This is a genomic window from Duganella sp. (genome assembly GCF_039595735.1).
GTDB lineage: Bacteria > Pseudomonadota > Gammaproteobacteria > Burkholderiales > Burkholderiaceae_D > Rugamonas.
Genome location: NZ_JBCNLB010000003.1, coordinates 382,104 through 405,329, shown reverse-complemented (window position 1 = coordinate 405,329; position 23,226 = coordinate 382,104). Strand labels below are relative to the sequence as shown.

14 protein-coding genes are annotated in these 23,226 nt (G+C 65.7%); 12 read left to right on the top strand and 2 right to left on the bottom strand.

Annotation, left to right across the window (positions count from 1 at the left end; all coding sequences use genetic code 11):
* The first annotated feature begins 69 nt into the window (after positions 1-69).
* The 4 genes from ABDW57_RS09205 to ABDW57_RS09190 are packed head-to-tail and all read left to right on the top strand — an operon-like array spanning position 70 to position 7,590.
* On the top strand, positions 70-2,031 hold the full coding sequence (locus ABDW57_RS09205) for a sialate O-acetylesterase (protein ID WP_343729906.1): 1,962 nt from the start codon (positions 70-72) through the stop codon (positions 2,029-2,031).
* Positions 2,032-2,049: 18 nt separating this feature from the next.
* The gene (locus tag ABDW57_RS09200; protein ID WP_343729905.1) at positions 2,050-3,969 is read left to right on the top strand and encodes an NPCBM/NEW2 domain-containing protein; all 1,920 of its coding nucleotides are present in this window, start codon (positions 2,050-2,052) and stop codon (positions 3,967-3,969) included.
* A 42-nt stretch (positions 3,970-4,011) separates the two neighbouring features.
* Positions 4,012-5,205 carry a helix-turn-helix domain-containing protein gene (locus ABDW57_RS09195; protein WP_343729904.1) on the top strand — a complete coding sequence of 398 codons (1,194 nt, stop codon included), beginning with the start codon at positions 4,012-4,014 and terminating at the stop codon, positions 5,203-5,205.
* A 57-nt stretch (positions 5,206-5,262) separates the two neighbouring features.
* Positions 5,263-7,590: a dockerin gene (locus tag ABDW57_RS09190; RefSeq protein WP_343729903.1), complete on the top strand. Its 2,328-nt coding sequence runs from the start codon at positions 5,263-5,265 to the stop codon at positions 7,588-7,590.
* Here ABDW57_RS09190 and ABDW57_RS09185 read toward each other — a convergent pair.
* Positions 7,587-9,125, bottom strand: coding sequence for an alpha-L-fucosidase (locus ABDW57_RS09185; RefSeq protein ID WP_343729902.1), 1,539 nt, complete (start codon positions 9,123-9,125; stop codon positions 7,587-7,589). The genes ABDW57_RS09190 and ABDW57_RS09185 overlap by 4 nt on opposite strands.
* A 163-nt stretch (positions 9,126-9,288) precedes the next feature.
* Here ABDW57_RS09185 and ABDW57_RS09180 point away from each other — a divergent pair, with 163 nt between their 5' ends.
* From ABDW57_RS09180 to ABDW57_RS09170, 3 genes are read left to right on the top strand one after another with little or no spacing between them, the layout of a single operon-like run.
* Positions 9,289-10,656: a glycoside hydrolase family 27 protein gene (locus tag ABDW57_RS09180; protein ID WP_343729901.1), complete on the top strand. Its 1,368-nt coding sequence runs from the start codon at positions 9,289-9,291 to the stop codon at positions 10,654-10,656.
* Between the two features lie 32 nt (positions 10,657-10,688).
* On the top strand, positions 10,689-10,853 hold the full coding sequence (locus ABDW57_RS09175; protein WP_343729900.1) for a hypothetical protein: 165 nt from the start codon (positions 10,689-10,691) through the stop codon (positions 10,851-10,853).
* Positions 10,828-11,313, top strand: coding sequence for an alpha/beta hydrolase-fold protein (locus ABDW57_RS09170; RefSeq protein WP_343730013.1), 486 nt, complete (start codon positions 10,828-10,830; stop codon positions 11,311-11,313). Before ABDW57_RS09175 ends, ABDW57_RS09170 begins: the two co-directional genes overlap by 26 nt.
* On the opposite strand, the gene ABDW57_RS09165 is transcribed toward ABDW57_RS09170, so the two are convergent.
* A complete protein-coding gene (locus ABDW57_RS09165; protein ID WP_343729899.1) occupies positions 11,314-13,440 on the bottom strand; it encodes a beta-galactosidase in 2,127 nt (708 codons plus the stop codon).
* Between the two features lie 478 nt (positions 13,441-13,918).
* Between ABDW57_RS09165 and ABDW57_RS09160 the strand changes: the two genes are divergently transcribed.
* The 5 genes from ABDW57_RS09160 (at position 13,919) to ABDW57_RS09140 (ending at position 23,225) form a co-directional block, all read left to right on the top strand.
* Entirely contained in the window at positions 13,919-15,007 is a 1,089-nt protein-coding gene (locus ABDW57_RS09160; protein ID WP_343729898.1) for a helix-turn-helix transcriptional regulator, read from the top strand.
* A 125-nt stretch (positions 15,008-15,132) separates the two neighbouring features.
* Entirely contained in the window at positions 15,133-17,358 is a 2,226-nt protein-coding gene (locus ABDW57_RS09155) for a glycoside hydrolase family 3 C-terminal domain-containing protein (protein ID WP_343729897.1), read from the top strand.
* Positions 17,359-17,382: 24 nt separating this feature from the next.
* Positions 17,383-18,576, top strand: coding sequence for a DNA-binding transcriptional regulator (locus ABDW57_RS09150; protein WP_343729896.1), 1,194 nt, complete (start codon positions 17,383-17,385; stop codon positions 18,574-18,576).
* Positions 18,577-18,689: 113 nt separating this feature from the next.
* Positions 18,690-21,698 (top strand): TonB-dependent receptor, encoded by a 3,009-nt coding sequence (locus tag ABDW57_RS09145; RefSeq protein ID WP_343729895.1) that lies wholly within the window; start codon positions 18,690-18,692, stop codon positions 21,696-21,698.
* A 9-nt stretch (positions 21,699-21,707) separates the two neighbouring features.
* Positions 21,708-23,225 carry a tryptophan halogenase family protein gene (locus tag ABDW57_RS09140; RefSeq protein ID WP_343729894.1) on the top strand — a complete coding sequence of 506 codons (1,518 nt, stop codon included), beginning with the start codon at positions 21,708-21,710 and terminating at the stop codon, positions 23,223-23,225.
* The last annotated feature ends 1 nt before the right edge of the window (position 23,226 follow it).

Here is a 23,226-nt window from a genome sequence, read left to right as displayed (position 1 = left end):
TGATTTTCGTAATTGCCCGGTAAAGTGCAACATCGCACAATCGTAGGATAACGATAATGTTGAGGAATTATGATGGAGACTAGCCGTACCGCGGCGCGCCTGCTGGCGCTGGCTGCCGCATGCCTGAGCCTGCCTTCGCACGCCGCCGAACTGGGCCTGGCGCGTGTGTTTTCCGACCACGCTGTGCTGCAACGCGACCAGCCGCTCACCGTCTGGGGCACCGCCGCCGCCGGGCGCGAAGTGGCCGTCACGCTGGGCGGGCAGACCGCCACTGGCCGCGCCGACGCGCGCGGCAAATGGCGCATCGCCCTGCCGCCGCAGCCGGCCGGCGGCCCCTACACGCTGAACGTCAGCTCGGGCGGCCGCACGGTCAGCCGCAGCGACATCCTGATTGGCGACGTCTACCTGTGCTCCGGCCAGTCCAATATGGAGTTTGCGGTCGAGAATTCGACCAACGCCATCGGCGCCACCTGGGGCGCGCAAAACAACCAGCTGCGTTACCTGAACGTGCAGAAAACCAGTGCCGCCATGCCGCAGGAAGAACTCGCGGGCAAGGTCGCGTGGACACCGCTGACGGCGGAGAGCGTGGGCAAGGCCTCGGCCGTCTGCTATTACATGGCGCGCTCGCTGCAGGCCAGCTACCAGATCCCGGTCGGCTTCATTCACGCCAGCTGGGGCGGCACCACCATCCAGAGCTGGATCGGCGCCGAGTCGCTTGGCACGCTGCCTGATTACCAGGGCGGCGTGGCTGCCGTGGCGCAATACGGCACCGACCGCGCCGCCGGCATGCGCGCCGAGGAAGCGCGCAACGATGGCTGGTGGGATGCCCATGACCCGGCCGCCGCCGCGCAGCGCGGCTGGCGTGCGCCGGACTTTGACGATGCCGCCTGGGCCAGCGTGACCCCGAGCGGCTCGTGGAAGGACAGCGGACTGGCCGGTTTCAAGGATTTCGATGGCGTGGCCTGGTATCGCACCAGCGTCACCCTGACGGCGGACCAGGCGCGCGAGGCCAACCAGCTGCACCTGGGGCCGGTCGATACCTATGACACCACCTGGGTCAACGGCGTACGCGTGGGCGGTTCCAGCACCCCGTGGATCTGGCGCGACTATGACGTGCCGGCCGGCGTGTTCAAGCCGGGCCGCAATGTGATTGCCATGCGCGTGCTGAGCGGCGGGCAGGGCGGCGGCATGTCCGGCCAGCCGGGCAACCGCAGCATCGGCCTGGCCGATGGCAAGCATATCGCGCTGCCGGCCGTGTGGAAAGTGCAGCGCGGCAGCGCCCTGAAAGGCCTGGCCGTGCCGCCGGCGCCATGGGATGTGCCAACCAGCCTGACCACCCTGTACAACGGCATGATTGCACCGCTGGTCGGCTACAAGTTCAAGCTGGCCGCCTGGTATCAGGGCGAGTCCAACGCCGGCGCAGCGCAGGAATACCGCACGCTGCTGCCGCTGCTGATGCGCGACTGGCGCCAGCGCTTTGAACAGCCGGCGCTGCCGTTCATGATCGCCCAGCTGACCGCGTTCGGCACGCCATCCAAAACCCCTGGCCAGTCCGGCTGGGCCGAGCTGCGTGCCGCCCAGGCCGCCTCGGTGGCTGGCGACGCCCATGCCGGTCTGGCGGTGACGCTGGACGTGGGCGACCGCTTTGACATCCATCCGACCCAGAAAACCCTGGTCGGCGAACGCCTGGCCCGCGCCGCGCGTGCGGTGGCGTATGGCGAGAAGATCGCGCCGGGCAGCCCGTACGCGGTGTCGGCCCAGCGCAGCGGCGACGACATCGTCGTCACCTTCCGCGACACCGGCGGCGGCCTGACCACCTATTCGTCCGATCGCGCGATCGGCTTTGAAGTGTGCGCCGGCACCAGCTGCCGCTATGCCGATGCGCGCGCCGCCGGCGATACCGTGCGCCTGCCGGGCGCCGCCACGGCGGCGGTGACGCGCGTGCGCTATGCCTGGTCCGACGCGCCGTTTGTCAACCTGTTCGGCGGCGACGACCTGCCGGCCGCGCCATTTGAACTGGACGTGCGCTGAGCGCACACGGAGAACCTGATGCCAATAAAAACACCAATGCGGCCCTGCGCGGCCATGATGGCCCTGTGGCTGGCAATGGCCGGGGCGCAGGCGGCGCCGGACCCGCTGGCCCCCAGCGCGCGCTGGAGTGCCTACACCGCCGGCCGCGCGGCCACGCCGCCGATGGGCTGGAGCAGCTGGAACGCCTTCGGCACCGACATCGACGAAGCCAGGATCCTGGGCTCGGCCCAGCGCATTCTCGACAGCGGCCTGGCCGCCAGCGGCTATCGCTACATCAACATCGACGATGGCTGGGCGCTGCGGCGCCAGCAGCCGGATGGGCGCCTGGTGATACGGCCCGACCGTTTCCCGTCCGCCGTCAGCGGCGGCGCCAGCAGCTTCCGGCCGTTCACCGACAAACTGCACGCGATGGGCCTGAAGGCCGGGATTTATTCCGACCTCGGGCGCAACACCTGTTCCCAGGCCTATTCCGGCGACGAGACCGACCTGCCCAAGGGCAGCGTGCTGGAGCGCGAGGTCGGGCTGTACGGCCACATCGACCAGGACATTGCGCTGTTTTTCGGCGACTGGGGCTTCGACTTCATCAAGGTTGATGGCTGCGGCCTGCGCGCCTATGGCGCCGACAGCCCGAAAGTGCGCTCCGGCGCCTACCGTGCGCTGCCGCCGACGCTGGACCTGCAGTCGGTCAGCCGCTCCGACATTCCGGCGGTGCAGGCGGAATTCACCGAAATTAACCGCGCGCTGCAGCGCCACAATCCGGATGGCGACTACCTGCTGTCGCTGTGCGTGTGGGGCGCGGCCGATGTGCGCGCCTGGGGCAAGAACTACGGCAACATCTCGCGCACCAGCGACGACATCACCCCGGCCTGGGCGCGCATGCTGACCAATTTCGACAGCGCGGTGCGGCGCGAGCTGTACGCCCATCCGGGCAGCTGGAACGATCCGGACATGCTGTACATCGGCAAGGGCGACTTTGACGCCAGCCACCTGGTGGAGGCGCGCTCGCACTTCGCGCTGTGGGCCATGCTGAACGCGCCGCTGATGATCGGCGCCGACCTGCGCACCATGGCGCAGCCGCTGATGGACGTGGTCGGCAATGACGACATCATCGCGCTCAACCAGGACCCGGCCGGCAACCAGGCCACGCTGGCGTATGACGCCGACGACCTGCACATCCTGGTCAAGCAGCTGGCCTCGGGGCAGAAGGCGGTGGCCATTTTCAACCGCGGGCTGACGCCGATGGAGGCCGACCTCACCGCCGAACAGCTGAAGCTGCGCAAGGATGCGCCGGTCACGCTGACCGATCTCTGGAGCAAGGAGAAAACCAGCTTCACCAATGAGACCAAGGTGCGGGTGGCGCCGCGCGAGACGCGCATCTTCCGTGTCGAGGGCACGCGGGCGCTGGCGCAGGGCCGGTACCTGTCGGAACTGCCGGGCAGCGTCAATCCGGCGGTGGACGGCGTGGTCCGGCCGCAGGCCGATCCATCGATCTTCCGCTCATCGGCCGGCTGGAGCGGCACCAAGGGCCCTGGTGAACGGCCGTTGTATGCCGGCTGGGGCGGCGCGCGGGCTGACAGCACGCCGTATGGCCAGGCGCTGCAGATCGCCGGCAAGCGCTACGGCGCCGGCATCGGCGTGCTGGCCAATTCGCGGCTGGAGGTGCGCAACCAGGGCTATCGCCGCCTGAGCGCGCAGGTGGGCGTGGACGATTCCGCGCAAGACCGCCGCCATGGCGTGACCTTCATGATGTACGGCGACGGCAAGCTGCTGGCCAGCAGCAAGGCGCTGCGCTGGGGCGAGCCGGCGCAGACCTTGAGCGCCGACGTGACCGGCGTCAAGCTGATTGAACTGGTGGCGCGCAGCGCGGCAGCGGTGAATGAGCAACTGCCGGTCAGCTGGGGCGAGGCCGCGCTGTTGTCGGCGGCCCGCGCCGACTGACCGCCGCGCGATGAGGGGAGGGCGTCACCTGACAGCGCTGCCATGCCAGGGTTCTACCGCAAGGCGCTGATCGCGCTGGTGGCACTGCTGCTGGCCGACTTGCTGGCCGGCGCCTTGTGCGTGCATCAAAGCTATCTGACGGCGGCGGTGAGGCCGTCCGGCGGCTGGCGGGCGGTCGCCATTACGGATGCGCCGGAAGGCGGCGCCTCGACCGCCCAGCTACTGGGCGCGGCGCGCGAATCGTTGCGCTTCGCCTTCACGGTGCGTGACGCCGTGGCCTATCCCTGGGCCGCGGCCGGGCTGTTGCGGGTCGACCACCAGGAGCGGCTGGAGACGGCCGATCTGTCGCGTTATGACCACGTCACCTTCCTGGCCAGATGCGCGCCTGCCAATGCGCTGATTTTTGACATGTCGGTTTTCGACGAGTCGGTCTCGACGGTGGGGGACTTGCTGACCTATCCGACGCCCATGACCTACTTTGCCTGCAATGAGCGCGGCGTGCCGGTCACCCTGGACCTGACCCGCCTGAGCATCCCGCAATGGTGGCTGCTCTCCCTGAAGCGCGGCCTGACCGACCAGTCCTACAAGCTGGACCGCGTGGCCCGCTTCGAGTTTGCCGCCAGTCCGCAAAGTCCGCACAACCGTGCCTCGCAGGTGGAAATCAGTGAGCTCACCCTGCATGGCCGGGACTACCGTTACCTGGCCGGACTGGCGGCCATGCTGGTGGCCGGCTGGGCCGGCTTTGGGGTGTGGTTCCTGGTCGCGCACGCGCGCGCGCTCCGGGTCAGCCTGGAGGCGAAACTGAGAAAGGACCTGCCATTTGTGGCGTACCGGGAGCTGACTCTGGAGCCGTGCAAGGATACGGAAAAAACCACCGTCCTGCGCTTCATTGCCAGCCAGTACACCGACGCCGCGCTGGATCTGGAGCGGGTGGTGGCTGGCACCGGCGTCAACCGCAACAAGATCAACGATGTGCTGAAGGCGGAGCTGGGCATGACTTTCATCAGCTATCTGAACAAACTGCGGCTGACCGAGGCGGCCAGGTTGCTGACCGAGAACAGCAGCTCGGCGGTGGCGGAGGTGGCCTACTCGGTCGGTTATGGCAATGTGTCGTATTTCAACAAGCTGTTCAAGGAAGAATATGGCTGCGCGCCGCGGACTTTCCGCAAGCTGAAACAAACTACAGCGCAACTATCAAATTCTGCACAGTGCAAGAAATCCTCGCGTTCACGTTAGTGTAGCGCCGGGTCGTCTGCCTATTGTGGTTGCTCACCACAACAAAGGAGACGATTCATGAACAAACACTGCAATGTCGTTGTCCCGGCCCTGCTGGCCCTGCTGCTGGCCGGCTGCGGCGGTAGCGCGGATAACACGGCCGCTGCCCGCCTGGCGTCGCCCAACCGTCTGGCCGGCAGCACCGCCGCTGGCGTGGCCGCGGCCGCGGCCACCACCTGGACCAGCGTGAAGTGGGGCGGGGGCGGCTACGTCACCGGCCTGATCTACCATCCAACCTCCGCCAACGTCCAGTATGCCCGCACCGACATCGGCGGCGCCTACCGCTGGAACCAGGCCAACTCGTCCTGGACGCCGATCACCGACGGCATCGGCTTCGGCGCCGCCGAGGCCAGATACCACGGCGTGGAAAGCATCGCGCTGGATCCGACCAATGACCAGCTGGTCTACATGGTCACCGGCATGTACACTTTTGAGGGCAACGGCCGGCTGTACCGCTCCAGCGACCGCGGCGACCACTGGACCCACGTCGATCTGCCATTTCCGGTGGGCGGCAACAATTCCGGCCGCGCCATCGGCGAACGCCTGAAGGTCGATCCGACCAATCCATCGACGCTGTTCTACGGCTCGCGCACGGCCGGCCTGTGGAAGAGCACGGACTCGGGCCAGACCTGGAACCAGGTGACCTCGCTGTCGTCCGTCAAGCTGACCCAGGACCAGGTGAATGCCCTGGGCGGCAGCGCGATGGGCGTCGAGGCGCTGATGTTTGACAATTCAAGCGTGGGCGGCGGCCAGCCGACCTGGATCATGTGGGCCGCCATCGCGCCCGATTACGCCAACGCGGCGGGCCTGAGCTCGACGCTGTACAAATCCACCAACGGCGGCTACTCGTGGACCCCGGTCGCGGTGCCCAGCCAGGTGGCCGGCTACTACATGCCGCACATCGTGCGCACCAACGACGGCGCCTTCTACGTGGTGTTCAACAAGCACGCCGGCGAGGGCGCCAGCGGCCCGGCCTATCTGTACAAGTTTGGCGGCAGTTACAACAATACCTGGACCCTGCTCAACAGTTCAAGCTCGGCCGGCTACGGCGGCGTGTCGGTGTCCGGCACCGGCGCCACCGCCCGCATCGCCCTGAGCGTGACCGGCTGGAACAACACCAGCCAGGCGCTGCAGCTGTCCGACAATGGCGGCGCCAGCTGGCGCGAGATCGAGGTCGGCATGCCGCACAACCCCAACGAGACGGCCAGCGGCTGGCTGGACGACGTCGAGATCGATCCGTCCAACCGCGACCACATTTCGCACGTCTACGGCGGCGGCGTGTGGGAAACCCGCAACGCTTCGGCGGCCTCACCGACCTGGAACCTGTCGGTCACCAACCTGGAGGAGACCGCCACCCTGGCGGTGGTGACGCCGCCAGCCGGCACGCCGTACAAGTTCATCAACAGCGCCGGCGACATCGGCACCTGGCTGCAGACTGACCTCGCAGTGCGGCCGACCAAGGGCCCCAACAGCAACTGGAGCAACGGCAACGCCGCCGACCTGGCATGGTCCGATCCGCTCTACATCGCCGGCACCGGCGTGGCCAACTGGTCGGGCGCCGGCGGCTTCGGCTTCTGGTCCGGCGACGGCGGCAGCACCTGGAACAACTTCGCCAGCCTGCCGGCCGGCGCCCAGGCCAACACCAGCCACACCGGCAATATCGCGGTCACGTCCCGCAACAACGCGGTGTGGGCGCCGGCCAACTCGGTGCCGTCCTACACCACCAACAGCGGCGCCAGCTGGACCGCCACCAATCTGCCGGCGCTGCCGGTGGTCGGCCAGGGCTGGGATCGCGGCTACCGCCTGGCGGCGGACCGCAACAACCCGAACAAGGTGTATGCCTATGATTCGGGCGGCGCCTCCTGGGCCACGGCCGGCAAGGTGTACGTGTCGACCGATGGCGGCCATACCTTCACGCTCAGCCAGGGTTCGGTGGCGGCCAATCTGGCGCCGAATGCCTGGGGCGACACCAGCATGGCGGTCAATCCCAATGCCGAGGGCGACATCTGGCTGGCCGATGGCAGCGCGGTCTACCACTCGGTGAATTCGGGGGCGAGCTGGACCCGGATCAACAACTTTGCTCCGGCCAATGGGATCGCCGGCGCCAGCGTGATCGCGCTGGGCAAGGCGGCCAGTGGCGCCAGCTACTCGGCGGCGGTGTATGTGGTGGGGGTGATCAACGGTGTGTGGGGTGTGTACCGCTCCGATGACGCCGGCGCCAGCTGGACCCGCTTCAATGACGATGCCCACCAGTTCGGCGGCATCGGCGTGATGGCGGCCGACTGGAACACGTATGGCAGGATCTACGTGTCCGGCACCGGCCGCGGGCTGTTCTACACCAACTAGTAGCTGATACGGAAGCTGGAGGCCATCTTGCTTGGCAGGGTGGCCGGCAGCTGGATGGTCAACGCCTCGCCGCTCTGTTCCCAGCGCAGCGGGGTGTTGCTTCCGAGCAGCGTGACTGCCTTCACCGGGCGTGTTTCCAGCCCGGCCTTGGTGCCCAGCGACTGGATGCGCACCGCGCTGGTCGGCGTGCCGAGGGTGATCGCGTACAGCGCGCCATCCTTGGTGGTGAAGCGGATGTCCTGCGGCGTGTAGGCGGTGTTTTCCTGGAAGTGGCCGGCGGCAGCCTTGGTCGGGCCTTCACCAAAGATTTTCCATGGCCGGGTGCCGTAGATGGCATCGCTGTTGACCTCCATCCAGGCCGCCATCTCCTTCAGGAACTGCAGCGGCTCGGGCGGCAGGCTGCCGTCCGGATACTGCACCACGTTCAGCAGCAGGTTGCCGTTCTTGCTGACGATGTCGGCCAGCATGTGCACCACTTCGGTGGTGGTCTTGTACTTGTAACCCTCGCTGTAGAACCAGTCGCCGATCGAGGTGTCGGTTTGCCACGGCAGCGGATTGATGCCTTCCATCACGCCGCGCTCGACGTCCTGCACGCCGGCCTCGCGGATGAATTCGCCGGAACCGATTTCCTTGTGGTCGTACACCGCTTCCAGCTTGCCGCCGTGGTTGGCGATGCTGGCGTTGTAGAAGTTGGCCACCAGCGTGCGGCCCACATCGCCGAACGGGATGCCGCCGTCGGTGTACAGCAGGTCGGGCTGGTAGCGCGTGACCAGGTCGGTGATGCGGTTGAACCATTCCTGCTGGAAGCGCTTGTCGGTGGTGTACCAGCTGGCGCTGTTGCGATAGGGCTGGTTGTGCGGGCGGTGGTACAGCGATTCATACCTGGGATCGGCGCCGTCGTAGGCCACGCCCAGCATCGGCCAGATCTGGTCGTAGCCGTGGCTGGTGGCAAACCAGCTGTAGCTGGCGCCCAGGTGCTCCGACACGCCAAAGCGCAGGCCGGCCTTGAGCGCGGCTTTCTGCCAGTCGCCGACGATGTCGCGGCGCGGCCCCATCTTGACGGCATTCCATTCGTGGTAGCGCGAGTCCCACAGGTCGAAGTTGTCGTGGTGCACACCCATGCTGACGAAGTAGCGCGCGCCAGCCTTTTTGTACAGCGCCATCAGCGCCTCGGGATCGAATTTTTCCGCTTTCCACAGCGGGATGATGTCCTTGTAGCCGAACTTGGATGGGTGGCCGTACTTCGCCAGATGGTGCTTGTACTGATCGCTGCCATACACGTACATATTGCGCGCATACCAGTCGCCGGCGCGCGGCACGGATTGCGGACCCCAGTGCGACCAGATGCCGAACTTGGCGTCGCGGAACCAGGCTGGCGCCTGATAGGTCTTGAGCGAGCCGGCATCGGGACGGAAGGGGCCGGGCACGGTGCTCAGCTGGACCGGCGTGTCGGCGGCGTCGGCAGCGAGGAGCGGCAGGTGCAGGGCAAGCATGGGGGCGGCAAGCGCGAGCAGCGCGGTGCGGCGGGTCGGCATGGGAGTCTCCAGGTAATTGTTAGTGCCCGTTAGGTTAAGTAGTATCGTTCGCATGGGCAAGCCGGTGCGAAATTTCGTTGCCTGTTTTGGCGGCTTTCATAACTGCCGGCGGATGGGCTGCCGCGCTATGATGCAGAGCAATTCAACCCTGCCTTTCATGCATATGATCAATCTGCCTCGCCGCCTGTTGCTTGCCTCCTCCATGACCACCGCCGCTGCCCTGGCCCTGCCGCATACGGCGCTGGCCGCCGCGGCCAGGAAAACCGCCGCCCGCAAGCCGCTGGCGCCGACTCCGCCGATGGGCTGGAACAGCTGGAATTCGTTTGCCACCACCATCACCGAAGCGCAGGCGCTGGAAAACGCCCGCATCATGGCGGACAAGCTGCTGCCGTCCGGCTATGACATCTTCACCGTCGACATCCAGTGGTATGAAGCCAATGCCACCGGCTATGAGTACCGCAAGGACGCCCAGTTGACCATGGACGAGTATGGCCGCCTGCTGCCGGCGCCCAACCGTTTCCCTTCGGCTGCGCAGGGACGCGGCTTCAAGGGGCTGGCCGATCAGATCCACCGCATGGGCATGAAATTCGGCATCCACCTGATGCGCGGCATCCCGCGCCAGGCGGTGCGCCTGAACACGCCGATCCTGGGCACCAAGTGGCGCGCGCAGGATATCGCCGACACCAGCTCCATCTGCGAGTGGAATGGCGACATGTATGGCGTCGACATGACCAGGCCCGGCGCGCAGGCGTACTACGATTCGGTGTTCAAGCTGTACGCCTCGTGGGGCGTGGACTTCATCAAGATGGATGACATGTCGCGCCCGTATGACAGGAACTGGCGCGAGATCGAAGGCGCGCACAAGGCCATCGTGGCCAGCGGACGCGATATCACGCTCAGCCTGTCGCCTGGCGAGACCGATCTCAAGTGGGCTGCCCACGTGCCGCACTACGCGCAGATGTGGCGCATCTCGGACGATTTCTGGGATGAGTGGAAACTGCTGAAGGAGCAGTTCCAGCGGCTGGAAAACTGGAATCCGGTCATGGGGCCGAACTCCTGGCCGGACGCCGACATGCTGCCGCTGGGCCGCCTGGCGATGGGCTCGCGCGACACCAAGTTCACCCCGGATGAACAGCAGACCCTGATGACCTTGTGGTCGATCGCGCGCTCGCCGCTGATCATGGGGGGCGACCTGCGCCATCTGGACCCGGCCACGCTGGCCTTGCTGACCAATCCGGAAGTGCTGGCGGTGAACCAGAAAAGCCTGCAGAACCGGCCGCACCGGGCCGATGCCGGCACGCGCATCTGGAGCGCGCGCGCGCCGGGCGCCGGGCAGGTGCATTATCTGGCGCTGTTCAACACCGAGGACGCGCCGGCGACCATCGACTTCGACCTGTCGCGCCTGAACCTGGGCGACCAGACCGTGGCAGTGCGCGACCTGTGGCGCCGCCAGGATGGCGCGCCGGCGCGCGGCGTGATCCGCCAGGCGCTGGCGCCGCATGCCGCGGTGCTGCTGCGCCTGACGGCCTGAGGCTGCATTCATCATCAGCAAGGAGAGATCCCATGCATACCATCTTGCGGCTGGCGGCGCCGGCCGGCTTTGCCGGCGATCATCCCGGCCGCCCGCATGGCACGGTGGTGGCGTTCGGCTACGACTCGCCGGTGACCGGCACCCGGCGCAGCGCCAACGTCTACCTGCCGCCTGGCTACACGACGACGCAGCGCTAGCCGGTGCTGTACCTGCTCCGGCTTCGAACAGTTTGAACGGGAGTTGCTGGAGACGCTGATACCCGCCATCGATGCCGCCTATCCCACCCTGGCGGTGCGCGAACAGCGGGCGGTTGCCGGCTTGTCGATGGGCGGCGGGCAGCCGCTCAACATCGGCCTCGGGCATCTCGACACCTTCGCCTGGATCGGCGCTTTCTCGGCCGCGCCGAATACCCGCGCCCCGGCCGCGCTGCTGCCCGATGCCGCGGCGGCCAGCCGCCTGCGGCTGCTGTATCTGTCCTGCGGCAATCAGGACGGCCTGCTGGGCGTGTCGCAGAACCTGCACCGCTATCTGCGCCAGCAGGGCGTGCCGCATGTCTGGAATGTGGATGAACACGGCCATGACCGCCCAAGCTGGGCGGACAATCTGTACCACTATGCCCGGCAGCTGTTCCGTCGCGCCGCCGGGCCTGGCGCGTGATCAGCGCGCCGCGTCTTCCTCAATGATCGCCACGTCCCACGGCGCCAGGCTCAGTTCCTGCCCGGCGCGCACCGGGCGTGCGTTGATCAGGTCGGTGCCGGGCTGGTGGCGGTAGCTGAAGCTGACGGCGGCGCCGGAATAGTTGAAGTAGTAGCGCACGGTGCGGCCCTGCGTGTTGACGCCGCTGCGCGTATGCACCTGCGGCGGCAGTTGCTGGTCCGGGCCGATCAGGCCGCGCTCCTGCAGCACCGATTGCAGCACCGACTTCTGCAGCTTGTCCGACAGATACGTGCCCTGGTACACCACCTTGCCGCTGCCGTAGTCATTGCTGGTGACGGCCGGCCAGCGGCCGAAGAACGGATGGTCGTAATACGCCAGCGCCGTGGCCGTGTCCAGCTGCAGGAATTCGGCCCAGTACCGCACCTGGTTGTCGGCGCCGGCCTGGTAAGGATCGTCCTTCAGCTTGAGCGGCTGCGCCAGGTTGGAGAATTCCTGGTAGCGGAAGCCCAGCGCCTCACGCAGCGGGCCGGGCGCCATGGTCCAGCGCACCGCCGCGTTTTCGTTGGCAAAGCCGCTCTTGAAGGTCATCACCACGCGGCCGCCGTTGCGGATGTAGTCGCGGATGCGTTGCAGCAGGGCGTCATCGGCGATGTACAGCGCCGGCACGATCAGCACCTTGTAGGCCGAGAAGTCGCCGCTTTCCGGGAACACGAAATCGGCGCCGACATTCAGGTCGTACAGCGCGCGGTGCATCTGGCGCACCAGCGAGCCGTAGTCGGCCTTGCTGCCGCCATTGCCCCATTGGGTCTCCTTGGCAAACGGCATGTCGTTCAGGGCGTTGAGCGAATCGCGGCTCCACAGGATGGCGACGTCGTTGTGGAGGCGCAGGTTGACCAGGCGCGGGCCGATCTTCTGCAGCTCGCGTCCGGTGCGGCTCATTTCGGCGTAGGCGCGGTTTGGTTCCAGGTCATGCGACAGCACGCCTTTCCAGTAGGTTTCCTGGTTGGCGTGAATCGAGGCCCAGTGCCAGTATTCCACCATGTTGGCGCCGTTGGACAGGTGGGTGTAGACGTCGGCGCGGAACTGGCCGTCATACGGCGGATACTGGAACGACGAGCTCCAGTCGGTGGTCTGGGCATTGGTCTCGGTCACCAGGAAGTTGCCGCGCTTGAGCGAGCGCGTGAAGTCGGCCTGGATCGCCTGGTCAGCGCCGTTGTAGCCGTCCTGCGTGCCCCAGTGGTAGATGTTGACGGCCGGGATGTCCAGCCCGCGCGCGACCGCTTCCTCGTTGACGTCGTTGTGCATGGCGCCGGCAAAGTCGTGGGTGACGAACTGGCGCGGCGAGGCGCATGCGCGGATCAGTTGCGCCTGCCAGTGAAGGAAATCGGTTACCCGCATCTGGCTCCAGCGCGACCACTCCAGCTTGTAGCCGGTGGCCTGCGCGCCGTCCGGACGCGGCAGGTCGACCCAGCTGTGCAGGTCCTGGCCCCAGTAGTTCAGGAACCACGCCTGGCTGAGTTTTTCCGGCGTGCCGAATTTCTTTTCCAGGTAGTGCTGGAAGCGCACGAACACATCGTCGTTGGCGGCGCCGTAGCTGCTGGTCTCATTGTCCACCTGCCAGCCGATTACGTTCGGGTTGTCCTTGTAGCGGGCGGCGATCTTGCGGATCAGGCGCTCGGCGTAAAAGCGGTAGGCCGGGGCGTCGGTGTTCATGTTCTGGCGCATGCCGTAGGTGTTTTGCACGCCGTTGAACTTGCGCGCCAAAATTTCCGGATGCTGCTTGGCCATCCAGGCCGGGATCGAATAGGTCGGGGTGCCCATGATGACCTTGATGCCGGCCTTGCCCATGGCATCCACCACCCGGTCCATCCAGGCGTACTCGAAGCGGCCATCTTCCGGCTCCCACAGGCTCCAGGTCGATTCGCCGAGGCGCACCACGTTGAAGCCGGCCGCCTTCATCATCTGGATGTCCTTGTCGAGCCGCTCATAAGGCATGTACTCGTGATAATAGGCGGCGCCGTACAGCACGGTCGGGAAGGGCGGCGGGGTGGGGCTGTCGGCGTGGGCGGCCAGGCACGCGGCCAGCGCGCAGGCCAGCACCAGTTGCCGTAGTCTCCGTATAGGCATGGGATTTCCTCGCTGGTTGCAGAGAGGTCGATTGTGCGGTGTGCCGGGCGGCGATGGCAATTATGAAATTTGCCGACGCCACGTATGATTTGTGCCATTCCACCCCCGGCATCGGCGCTTGTGCATTTTCATGCACGGATTTGGCAATTTTAAGAATTGCCGGGCGCCGCCGCGGCTTTCACAATAGCGTTGCTGGGTGCGGCGAAACGGGCCGCTTCCAGTGAAGCATGCCGACTCTCCATTGTTCGCAATGCTGCCGTCTTGCGGTGGTTAAGGCGGCTCCGGCCGCCTGTTTTTTTTGTACGATTGGCAAGCAGCGTTCTGTTGGTTTCATGCATTGTCTTGACTGCTGCGTGCGCGTAGAATCGCCCGCATGTATGCATTTTATAAAAAAGCGCTGATTGCGTGTTTGTTGTTGTTGGTCGCCAGTCTGCTTTTCAGTTACTTCTGCCTGGCGCAAAGTTATCTGCATTTGCCGATGTTGCCCATCCGGGACAGCCCGCTCTCATGGCAGCCCGCGCCAAGCTGGGAAGCCCGGCCGGGCGGGCCGGCCACCTTGCGCATCCAGGACGATCCGCAGCAGCTGAAGTATGAGTTCAGTATTTTCGACACCGCCGAACAACCGTTTGTGGCGGCTGAATTGGTGTTCCGCGACCGCAAGGGCGTGCCGGTGCAGGTTGATCTGTCGCGCTACAGCGCGCTGTCGCTGCGGGTCCGCTGTGCGCCGGCCAACACCCTGACGTTCAGCGCCATGAACTTCGAGCGCGTCATCAAGGGGCAGGAATACCTCAATTACCGCCCGGGGCTGGCGTATTTTTCCTGCAACAAGAGCAGCTCCAAGGTGGAGATCGATCTGACCCGGCTGGAGACCCCGCACTGGTGGTTCTACCTGGTCAACCTCGACCTGTCGCGCCAGGCATATAAACTTGATAAGGTGGCCAAGCTGAGCATCGGCACCACCTTCCAGAGTCCGCGCGGCACGCCGTCGACAGTCGAGATCACCGAGCTGGAACTGGAAGGGCGCGACTACCGCTATCTGGGCTTGCTGGTGGTGACGCTGTGCCTGGCCTGGGGTGGCTTCGGTCTGTGGTTTTTCCTGCGTCATACCCGCGTGTTGACCGAGGATGTGCGCGAGCGGCTGCAAAAAGACTTGCCGTTTGTCGCGTATCAGCAATTGTCGCTGGAGCCGCACCGCGACAAGGAAAAAACCGCCATCCTGCAGTTTATCGGCAGTAAATACGCCGATCCCGGCCTGGAGCTCGATACCGTGGTCGAACAGACCGGGGTCAACCGGACCAAGATCGGCGAGCTGCTGAAAGCCGAACTGGGCTACACCTTCAGCGGTTATGTGAACAAGTTGCGCCTGACCGAGGCGGCCCGCCTGCTGGCTGAAAAGGATACCGCTGCCGTGGCCGAGATCGCTTACTCGGTCGGTTATGGCAATGTCTCCTACTTTAATAAATTGTTCAAGGAAGAATACGGCTACACCCCGAAGGCCTTCCGCGACGCCTGCAAGCGCGGCGGCGATGCTGCCGACGGCGTCAAAGAAGGGGAGGCTTACGGCTAACACTAATGTCCGGAAAAATAAAACAAACGGGTTTTTAGTAGCAATTTCACTCTCAGCGTTACCTTGGCGCGACAGGTTCTCACTATCCTCCGGATAGTTGATCTTGTTGCTAACCGAGGAGACGCATGCGTTTTAAAACTACAATACGGATGTGGCCGGCCATCGTGGCCATGTGCTGCACCACCCTGTCGGCCGCGGAGACGGCCCACCCCTGGAGTGATACCCGGCTGAGCGCCGACCAGCGTGCCGACCTGGCGCTGGCCGCCATGACCCAGGACGAGAAGCTCAAGCTGGTGTTTGGTTATCTTGGCGCCGACATGGCGTCCAAAAAATATACCCGGCCGCCCGAATCGCACACCCAGTCGGCCGGTTTCGTCTACGGCGTGCCGCGCCTGGGCATTCCGCACCTGCGGCTCACCGACGCCGGCCTTGGCGTTGCCAGCCAGGCCGGCCCGAACGCCCGCTCGGGCACGGCGCTGCCGTCCGGCCTGGCCACTGCGGCCAGCTGGGACCTGGATGGCGCCTACGCCGGCGGCGCCATGATCGGCGCCGAGGCGCGTGCGCGTGGCTTCAACGTCATGCTGGCCGGTGGCGTCAACCTGATGCGCGAGCCGCGCAACGGCCGCAACTTTGAATATGCCGGCGAGGATCCGCTGCTGGCCGGCCAAATCGTCGGCGCCCAGATCCGCGGCATCCAGTCCAACCGCGTGGTTTCCACCCTCAAGCATTTCGCCCTGAACGATCAGGAAACCGGCCGCACCACCCTGAATGTGAAGATCGACGAGGCGGCTTCGCGCATGTCCGATCTGCTGGCGCTGCAGATCGCCAACGAGCAGGGCCAGCCCGGTTCCGTGATGTGTTCGTACAACCGCCTGAACGGCGTGTATGCCTGCGAAAACGCTTACCTTCTGACCGAGGTGCTGAAGCAGGACTGGGGCTTCAAGGGCTGGGTGATGTCGGACTGGGGCGCCACCCACAGCACCATCCCGGCCGCCAACGCCGGTCTCGATCAGCAATCCGGCATGCCGTTCGACCTGGCCGATTATTTCGGTCCGCCGCTCAAGGAAGCCGTGCTCAACGGCTGGGTGCCGCAGTCGCGCCTGGACGACATGGCGCGCCGCGTGCTGTATGCGATGTTCGCGCACGGCCTGATGGAAGAGTCGGCGGCGCCGGCGATCGACACCAAGGCCAACGCGGCGGTATCGCTGCGTGACGCCCAGGATGGCATGGTGCTGCTGAAAAACCAGAACGGCGTGCTGCCGCTGGCGCGCAGCGTCAAGCGCGTGGCGGTGATCGGCGGCTATGCCGACCGCGGCGTGCTGGCCGGCGGCGGCTCCTCGCTGGTGTATCCGGAAGGCGGCAACGCGGTACCGGGACTGGAACCGAAGACCTGGCCGGGACCGGTGATGTATTACCCCTCGTCGCCGCTGAAGGCCATTCAGCAGCGCCTGCCGCAGGCGCAGGTGCGCTTTGCCGACGGCGCCGATGCCGCCGCCGCTGCCCGCCTGGCGCGCGACAGCGACGTGGTGCTGGTGTTTGCCACCCAGTGGACCGGTGAAGCGTTTGACATGCCTGACCTGAAGCTGCCGCAGCAGCAGGACGCGCTGATCGCGGCGGTGGCGGCCGCCAATCCGCGCACGGTGGTGGTGCTGCAAACCGGCGGCCCGGTCAGCATGCCGTGGCTGGCCCAGGTGCCGGCCGTGCTGGAAGCCTGGTATCCGGGCAGCAGCGGCGGCGAAGCCATTGCCAGCGTGCTGTTTGGCGAAGTCAATCCGTCCGGCCACCTGCCGGCCACCTTCCCGGTGTCGGAAGCGCAATTGCCGCGTCCGGTGCTGGATGGCTATCCGCAGGTGGAAGACCGCCGCTTCGATGTCGATTACCACGAGGGCGCGGCGGTCGGCTACAAGTGGTTTGACCTGAAAGGCATGAAGCCGCTGTTCCCGTTTGGCCATGGCCTGTCCTACACCAGCTTTGCCCTGTCCGACCTGCGCGCCAGCGTCCGCGACGGCACGCTGAGCGCCTCGTTCACGGTGCGCAACAGCGGCAAGCTGCGCGGCAAGGAAGTGGCGCAAGTGTATGTGGCGCCGCTGGGCGCGCAATGGGAAGCCCCCAAGCGCCTGGCCGGCTTCAAGAAGGTGGACCTGATGCCGGGCGCCAGCGCCACGGCCTCGGTCTCGATCGATCCGCGCTTGCTGGCCATGTATGACCCGGCCAGCAAGCGCTGGAAAGTGGCAGCCGGCGACTATCGCCTGACGCTGGCTGCCGACGCAGGCGCCGACCCGGCCGCCAGCGTAGTGGTACGACTGCAGGAGGCCAGCTACGACGTCAACGGCAAACCCCTGCCGCGCTAAAACAAAAAGGAGGAGACATGCATCATGAAGACCAGCAAAGCCCATCGGATCGCGCTGCTGTTTAACGCGAACAAGACATTTGACCGCGAAGTGATCTCGGGAATCGCCGCCTACCTGTCCAGCCGGCGCACCACCTGGGAACTGTTTCTGGAGGAGGATTTCCGCCTGCGCCTGGGCGGCATCGAACACTGGCAGGGCGACGGCATCATTGCCGACATGGATGATCCGTCGGTGGCGGCCGCGCTGGCGCGCTGCAAGGTGCCGGTGGTGGCGGTGGGCGGCTCCTACGCCGCCCCCGGCGACTACCCGGCCGGGGTGCCGTATGTGGCCACCGACAATTTCGCCCTGATCAAGGCGGCCTACACCCACCTGGTGGACACCGGCCTGCACCGCTTCGCCATGTTCAGCCTGCCTGAATCGGGGCAGAACCGCTGGGCTCAGGAACGCGAGAAAGCCTTCCGCTGCCTGATGGACAGCGATGGCATGCCGGCCGAGATTTTCCGCGGCTGCGAAACCAGCGTGCAGGAATGGGATGAGGCGGTGCGCGGCCAGGTCGACTGGCTGCGCAGCCTGCCCAAACCGATCGGCATCATTGCCGTCAACGATGCGCGCGCGCGCCAGCTGCTGCAGGCCTGCCTGCTGGCCGGCATCGAGGTGCCGGAGCAGGTGGCGCTGATCGGCATCGACAACGATCCGCTGGTGCGCATGCTGACCCGCATTCCGCTCAGCTCGGTGATCCAGGGCGCGCAGGAAATGGGGCGCACCGCGGCCAGCCTGCTGGACCGCATGCTGCACGGCGTGACGCTGGACAGCCCACGCGTGCTGGTGCCGCCGGCCGGCATCCAGGCCGCCGCCTCCAGCCAGCATCAACTGATCCGCCATCCGCAGGTGATGCGGGCGCGCCACTTCATCCGCCAGTACGCCTGCCAGGGCATCAAGACCCACCAGGTGGCCGAGTATGTCGGCGTGTCGCGCTCGTCGCTGGAAACCTATTTCCGCCGCGAGCTCGGCTGCAGCGTGCACGACGTCATCCTGCGTTACAAGCTGGATGCCGCCAAGGCCGGACTGGAAAGCGAACGCAGCATTGCCGAGGTGGCGCTGGGCAGTGGTTTCACCTCGATTCAATACCTGCATCTGGTGTTCAAGCGCGAGCTGGGCTGCACCCCGCGCGCCTACCGCGAGCGGGCCCTGGGCGAGCGCATGCTGGCCTGCGGCTGAGGCCGTAGCTGGCGAATTTTGTCTGTTGTTTTAACGTTTTTCATAATTGTGAGTGACAGCTGCTGTTCCTACAATCAATGAACCTAGTCCATAACAATACCGGAGACGATCAAGTGAAACAGCTTAAGAAGACCGCCATCGCGCTGGGCGCGGCGCAGTTGGCCTTGATGGCCAGCGGCATCGCGTTTGCCCAGTCCGAGCCCACCACAGTGACGGTGGTGGGCCAGCGCGCCGCGCTGGAATCCGCGCAGAAAATCAAACAGAACGCCGACGAGATCGTCGACTCGGTGGTGGCCGACGACATCGGCAAGCTGCCCGACAAATCGGTGACCGAGGTGCTGCAGCGCATTGTCGGCGTCACCATCGACCGCACCATGAACCGGGTCGATCCGCAGCAGGGTGTGGGCGACGGCATCCAGCACTTTGCCGCCGAGGGCACCGGCGTGTCGATTCGCGGGCTGAGCTATGTGCGTTCGGAACTGAACGGCCGCGATTCGTTCTCGGCCAACGGCGGCCGTTCGCTCAGCTTTGAGGATGTGCCGCCCGAGCTGATGGCCGGCGTCGACGTCTACAAGAATCCGTCGGCCGAGCAGGTCGAGGGCGGCATCGGCGGCCTGGTCAACCTGCGCACCGCGCTGCCGTTCGACTTCAAGGGCCGCAAGGGCGCCCTGTCGGTGGAGGCGGCGCGCTCGGACTTGCGCGGCAAGACCTCGCCGTCGTTCTCCGGCATGCTGTCGGACCGCTGGGACACCGGCCTGGGCCAGTTTGGCGCGCTGATCGACGTCGCCCATTCGCGCATCAACACCCGCAGCGACGGCATCTCGGTCGGCCCCTACATCCCGCGCAACAACATCGTGGTGGGCGACACCAGCGGCAAGACGCGCTGGGCGCCGGGCGGCATGGGCTTCACCACCAATAACTTTGCGCGCGACCGCGACGGCCTGTACGGCGCGCTGCAATGGAAGAAGGACACGCTGTCGTCGTCGCTGACCTACTTCCGCTCCAAATACAAGATCAACACGACCGAGAATTCCTTCTTCCAGGGCGGCCAGGCCAGCGTCACCACGCTGGACCCGGGCGCCACCTTTGACGATCAGGGCGCGCTGCTGACCGGCGTGCTGCGCGACCCGAGCGAGGGCGGCGTCAACGTCGGCACCGCCGCGCGCGCCACCGGCCGCACCGCCGACACCCGCGACATTTCGTGGAACCTGAGCTGGCGCGCGTCCAGCCAGTGGACTCTGCGCACCGATTTGCAGCAGGTCAAGGCCACCACCGAAGGCTACGACAACACCGTCGGCCTGGGCGGCTTCATTCCGAAGGAGACCCTCAACCTGGGCGCCTCGCCAATCGCCGTCTCGTTTGACGACAGCGACCGCGCGGCCCTGCTGAATCCGGCCAACTACTACTGGGGCTTCACCCAGGAGCACCGCGACAAGGCCGACGGCACCCTCAAGACGGCCCGCATCGACGCCAAGTACACCTTTGATGACCCGGTGCTGAACGACCTGCGCTTCGGCCTGCGCGCCACCGAGCGCGAAGCGCTGACCCGCTCCACCCACGATACCGAATGGACCCAGATCAGCCAGCCATGGGCGGTGAGCAATGCGCCCGGCTCGTGGCAGCCGCTCAGCCAGTTCGCTTACCTGAGCGACCCGCGCTTCACCGGTAATACCGGCACCCAGGGCTTCTCGAATTTCTTCGGCGGCCAGTTCGGCGTGCCGGCGGTGATCGTGCCGAACATGGCGCTGACCACCAACGTGCCGACCAACTTCGCCATGCTGCACAACTACACCCAGCTGGTGTGCAAGACCCCGTGCTCGCAGGCAGTGTGGACGCCGGCGCCGTATGGCGACGCCACCGGTCTGAATGAGCAGCATGAACGCACCAAGGCGGCCTACGCCCAGCTGCGCTTCGGCTTCGACAAATGGCAGTATCCGGTGGACGGCAATGTCGGCGTGCGCGTGGTGCACACCGACATGACGGCCGGCGGCTACCAGCTGTTCTCGCCGCCGACCTCGACCGTGGTGGGGGTGCCGGTGATTCCGGCGCAATCGCAGCGCCAGGACTTCGACAACAGCTACAACAATGTGCTGCCAAGTTTGAACCTGCGCATGAAGACCAGCGAGCAGCTGCAATTCCGTGCCGCCCTGTCCAAGGGCATGACGCGCCCGGACTTCTGGCAGATGCAGACCTACACCACGCTGAGCCAGAACGTCCACACCCACCAGGACCCTGGCGGCCAGCCGGTGCTCGATTCGATCGACTACACCGGCAGCGCCAAGGGCAACCCGCTGCTCAAGCCCACGCTGTCCAACAACTTCGACCTGACCGGCGAGTATTACTTTGGCCGCAGCAGTTCGTTCACGGTGGCGCTGTTCAACAAGCAGATCAAGGACATCATCATCGGCCAGACCACCTCGGTCGCGCTGAAGGACACCACCGGCGCCTCGCATGACTTCCTGATCACCTCCCCGGTCAATGGCGCCAAGGGCCGCGCCACCGGCCTGGAAATCGGCTACCAGCAGTACTTCGACAAGCTGCCGGGGTGGATGAGCGGCTTCGGCGTCTCGGGCAACTACACCTACATCGACAGCCGCCAGAGCATGTACAAGCCGCTCAACCGCATCTGGTGCACGCCGAAGGGGGATCTGGATTCGTCGCTGGCGGCCACCATCGGCGGTTGCGACACCGACGGCCGCGTGCTGAACGCCACCAACCTGCCGATGACCGGCATGTCGAAGAATGCCTTCAATCTGGCGCTGCTGTATGACCGCGGGCCGGTGTCGGCACGCGTGGCCTACAGCTGGCGCTCCAAGTACCTGCAGGCGGCCAACGCTTACGGTGCCAACGGCAGCGACGGTGTCGATGCCAATCCGAACAGCGGCACCACCGGCCAGGTATCGTCGGTCAACTATGCGCTGCCGGTGTGGGGCGGCGCCTACGGCCAGGTCGACATGGGTATCCACTACAAGATTGCCGAAAACCTGAACCTGGCGTTCGAGGCGCGCAACCTGACCAATGCCCTGTTCAAGCAGTACATGCAGCAAAACATCGGCTTCAAGGAAAAGGGCGCGTTCTACACCGGCCGCAGCTACACCTTGCAGGCGCAGTACAGCTTCTGATGGCCTGAGATGTCCGACAAGGCTATTCAAAAGATTGTCATTGTGGGCGGCGGCACGGCGGGCTGGATGACCGCCGCGCCGCTGGCGCTACGCCTGGGCAAGTCGTGCCAGGTCACGCTGATCGAGTCGGCCGACATCGGCACGGTCGGCGTGGGCGAGGCCACGCTGCCCTCGATCCGCTACTACAACCTGGCACTGGGGTTGGACGGCGCCGATTTCGTGCGCCGCACCCAGGCCACCTTCAAGCTCGGCATCGAGTTCAAGGACTGGGGCCATCGCGGCAACCGCTTCTTTCATGGCTTCGGCGATTTCGGCCCGGCCATCGAGAACCGCCCGGCCTATATGTACTGGTTGCGCCTGGCCCGTCAGTTCCCGGACATGCCGACCTACGAGGACTGGTCGATGACCACCGCCATGGCGCGCAGCAACCGCTTCATCCCGCCCTATGGCGAGCCGGGCACGGTCACCAGCAGCTATTCCTATGCCTTCCACTTCGACGCCAGCCTGTATGCCGCCTATCTGCGCGAATACGCGGTGGCGCGCGGCGTGCAGCGCATCGAAGCCACCATCGACGGTGTCGATCAGCATCCCGAGACCGGCTTCATCACGGCGGTGCGGCTGACCGATGGCCGCCGCGTCGAGGGCGACCTGTTCATCGATTGCTCCGGCTTCCGCGGGCTGCTGATCGAGGGCGTGTATCGGGCCGGCTACGATGACTGGAGCGCCATGCTGCCGTGTAACAGCGCCCAGGCCGTGCCGTGCGCGCGGGTCGAGCCGCTGACGCCGTACACCACCTCGACCGCCAGCAGCGCCGGCTGGACCTGGCGCATCCCGCTGCAGCACCGCACCGGCAACGGCCATGTGTACTGCAACAGCTTTATCAGCGACACCGAAGCCACCCGCATACTGCTGTCGGGACTGGACGAACGGGCGCTGGACGAGCCGCGCCAGCTGCGCTTCACCACCGGCCGCCGGCGCCAATCATGGATCAAGAACTGCGTGGCGATCGGGCTGTCGGGCGGCTTCCTGGAGCCGCTGGAATCGACCAGCATCAATATGATCGAAAACGCGGTCGGCTGGCTGCTGCAGTATTTCCCGGACCGCGAATTCCGCCCGGCGCTGGCGGAAGAGTTCAACCGCCTGGTGGCGCAGCGCTATGAATTCGTGCGCGACTTCGTCATCCTGCACTACAAGGTGACCCAGCGCGACGACAGCGAGTTCTGGCGCTACTGCGCCAACATGCCGGTGCCGGACACGCTGCGGCACCAGATCGAACTGTTCCGTGAAACCGGACGGGTGGTGATTTACGACCCGCAGGGCTTCTCGGTCTCGTCCCACGTTTCCATCCTGATGGGGCTGGGCGTGACGCCGAAGGACGGCGATCCGTTGATTGACCTGATGGACGTGCAAGCCCTGCAACTGCATTTCGCGCGCCTGCGCGACACTATCCAGCGCGCGGCCGGCGCCATGCCGAGCCACGCCACCTTTATCGCCAAACAAATCGGCACTGCCGCCTCCGGGAGATGAC

What these genes read in the sequence shown, in the direction of transcription:
- ABDW57_RS09205 (WP_343729906.1), top strand. Translation starts at nt 70, where the DNA reads ATGATGGAGACTAGCCGTACCGCGGCGCGCCTGCTGGCGCTGGCTGCC.
- ABDW57_RS09200 (WP_343729905.1), top strand. Translation starts at nt 2,050, where the DNA reads ATGCCAATAAAAACACCAATGCGGCCCTGCGCGGCCATGATGGCCCTG.
- ABDW57_RS09195 (WP_343729904.1), top strand. Translation starts at nt 4,012, where the DNA reads ATGCCAGGGTTCTACCGCAAGGCGCTGATCGCGCTGGTGGCACTGCTG.
- ABDW57_RS09190 (WP_343729903.1), top strand. Translation starts at nt 5,263, where the DNA reads ATGAACAAACACTGCAATGTCGTTGTCCCGGCCCTGCTGGCCCTGCTG.
- ABDW57_RS09185 (WP_343729902.1), bottom strand. Translation starts at nt 9,125, where the DNA reads ATGCCGACCCGCCGCACCGCGCTGCTCGCGCTTGCCGCCCCCATGCTT.
- ABDW57_RS09180 (WP_343729901.1), top strand. Translation starts at nt 9,289, where the DNA reads ATGATCAATCTGCCTCGCCGCCTGTTGCTTGCCTCCTCCATGACCACC.
- ABDW57_RS09175 (WP_343729900.1), top strand. Translation starts at nt 10,689, where the DNA reads ATGCATACCATCTTGCGGCTGGCGGCGCCGGCCGGCTTTGCCGGCGAT.
- ABDW57_RS09165 (WP_343729899.1), bottom strand. Translation starts at nt 13,440, where the DNA reads ATGCCTATACGGAGACTACGGCAACTGGTGCTGGCCTGCGCGCTGGCC.
- ABDW57_RS09160 (WP_343729898.1), top strand. Translation starts at nt 13,919, where the DNA reads ATGTTGCCCATCCGGGACAGCCCGCTCTCATGGCAGCCCGCGCCAAGC.
- ABDW57_RS09155 (WP_343729897.1), top strand. Translation starts at nt 15,133, where the DNA reads ATGCGTTTTAAAACTACAATACGGATGTGGCCGGCCATCGTGGCCATG.
- ABDW57_RS09150 (WP_343729896.1), top strand. Translation starts at nt 17,383, where the DNA reads ATGAAGACCAGCAAAGCCCATCGGATCGCGCTGCTGTTTAACGCGAAC.
- ABDW57_RS09140 (WP_343729894.1), top strand. Translation starts at nt 21,708, where the DNA reads ATGTCCGACAAGGCTATTCAAAAGATTGTCATTGTGGGCGGCGGCACG.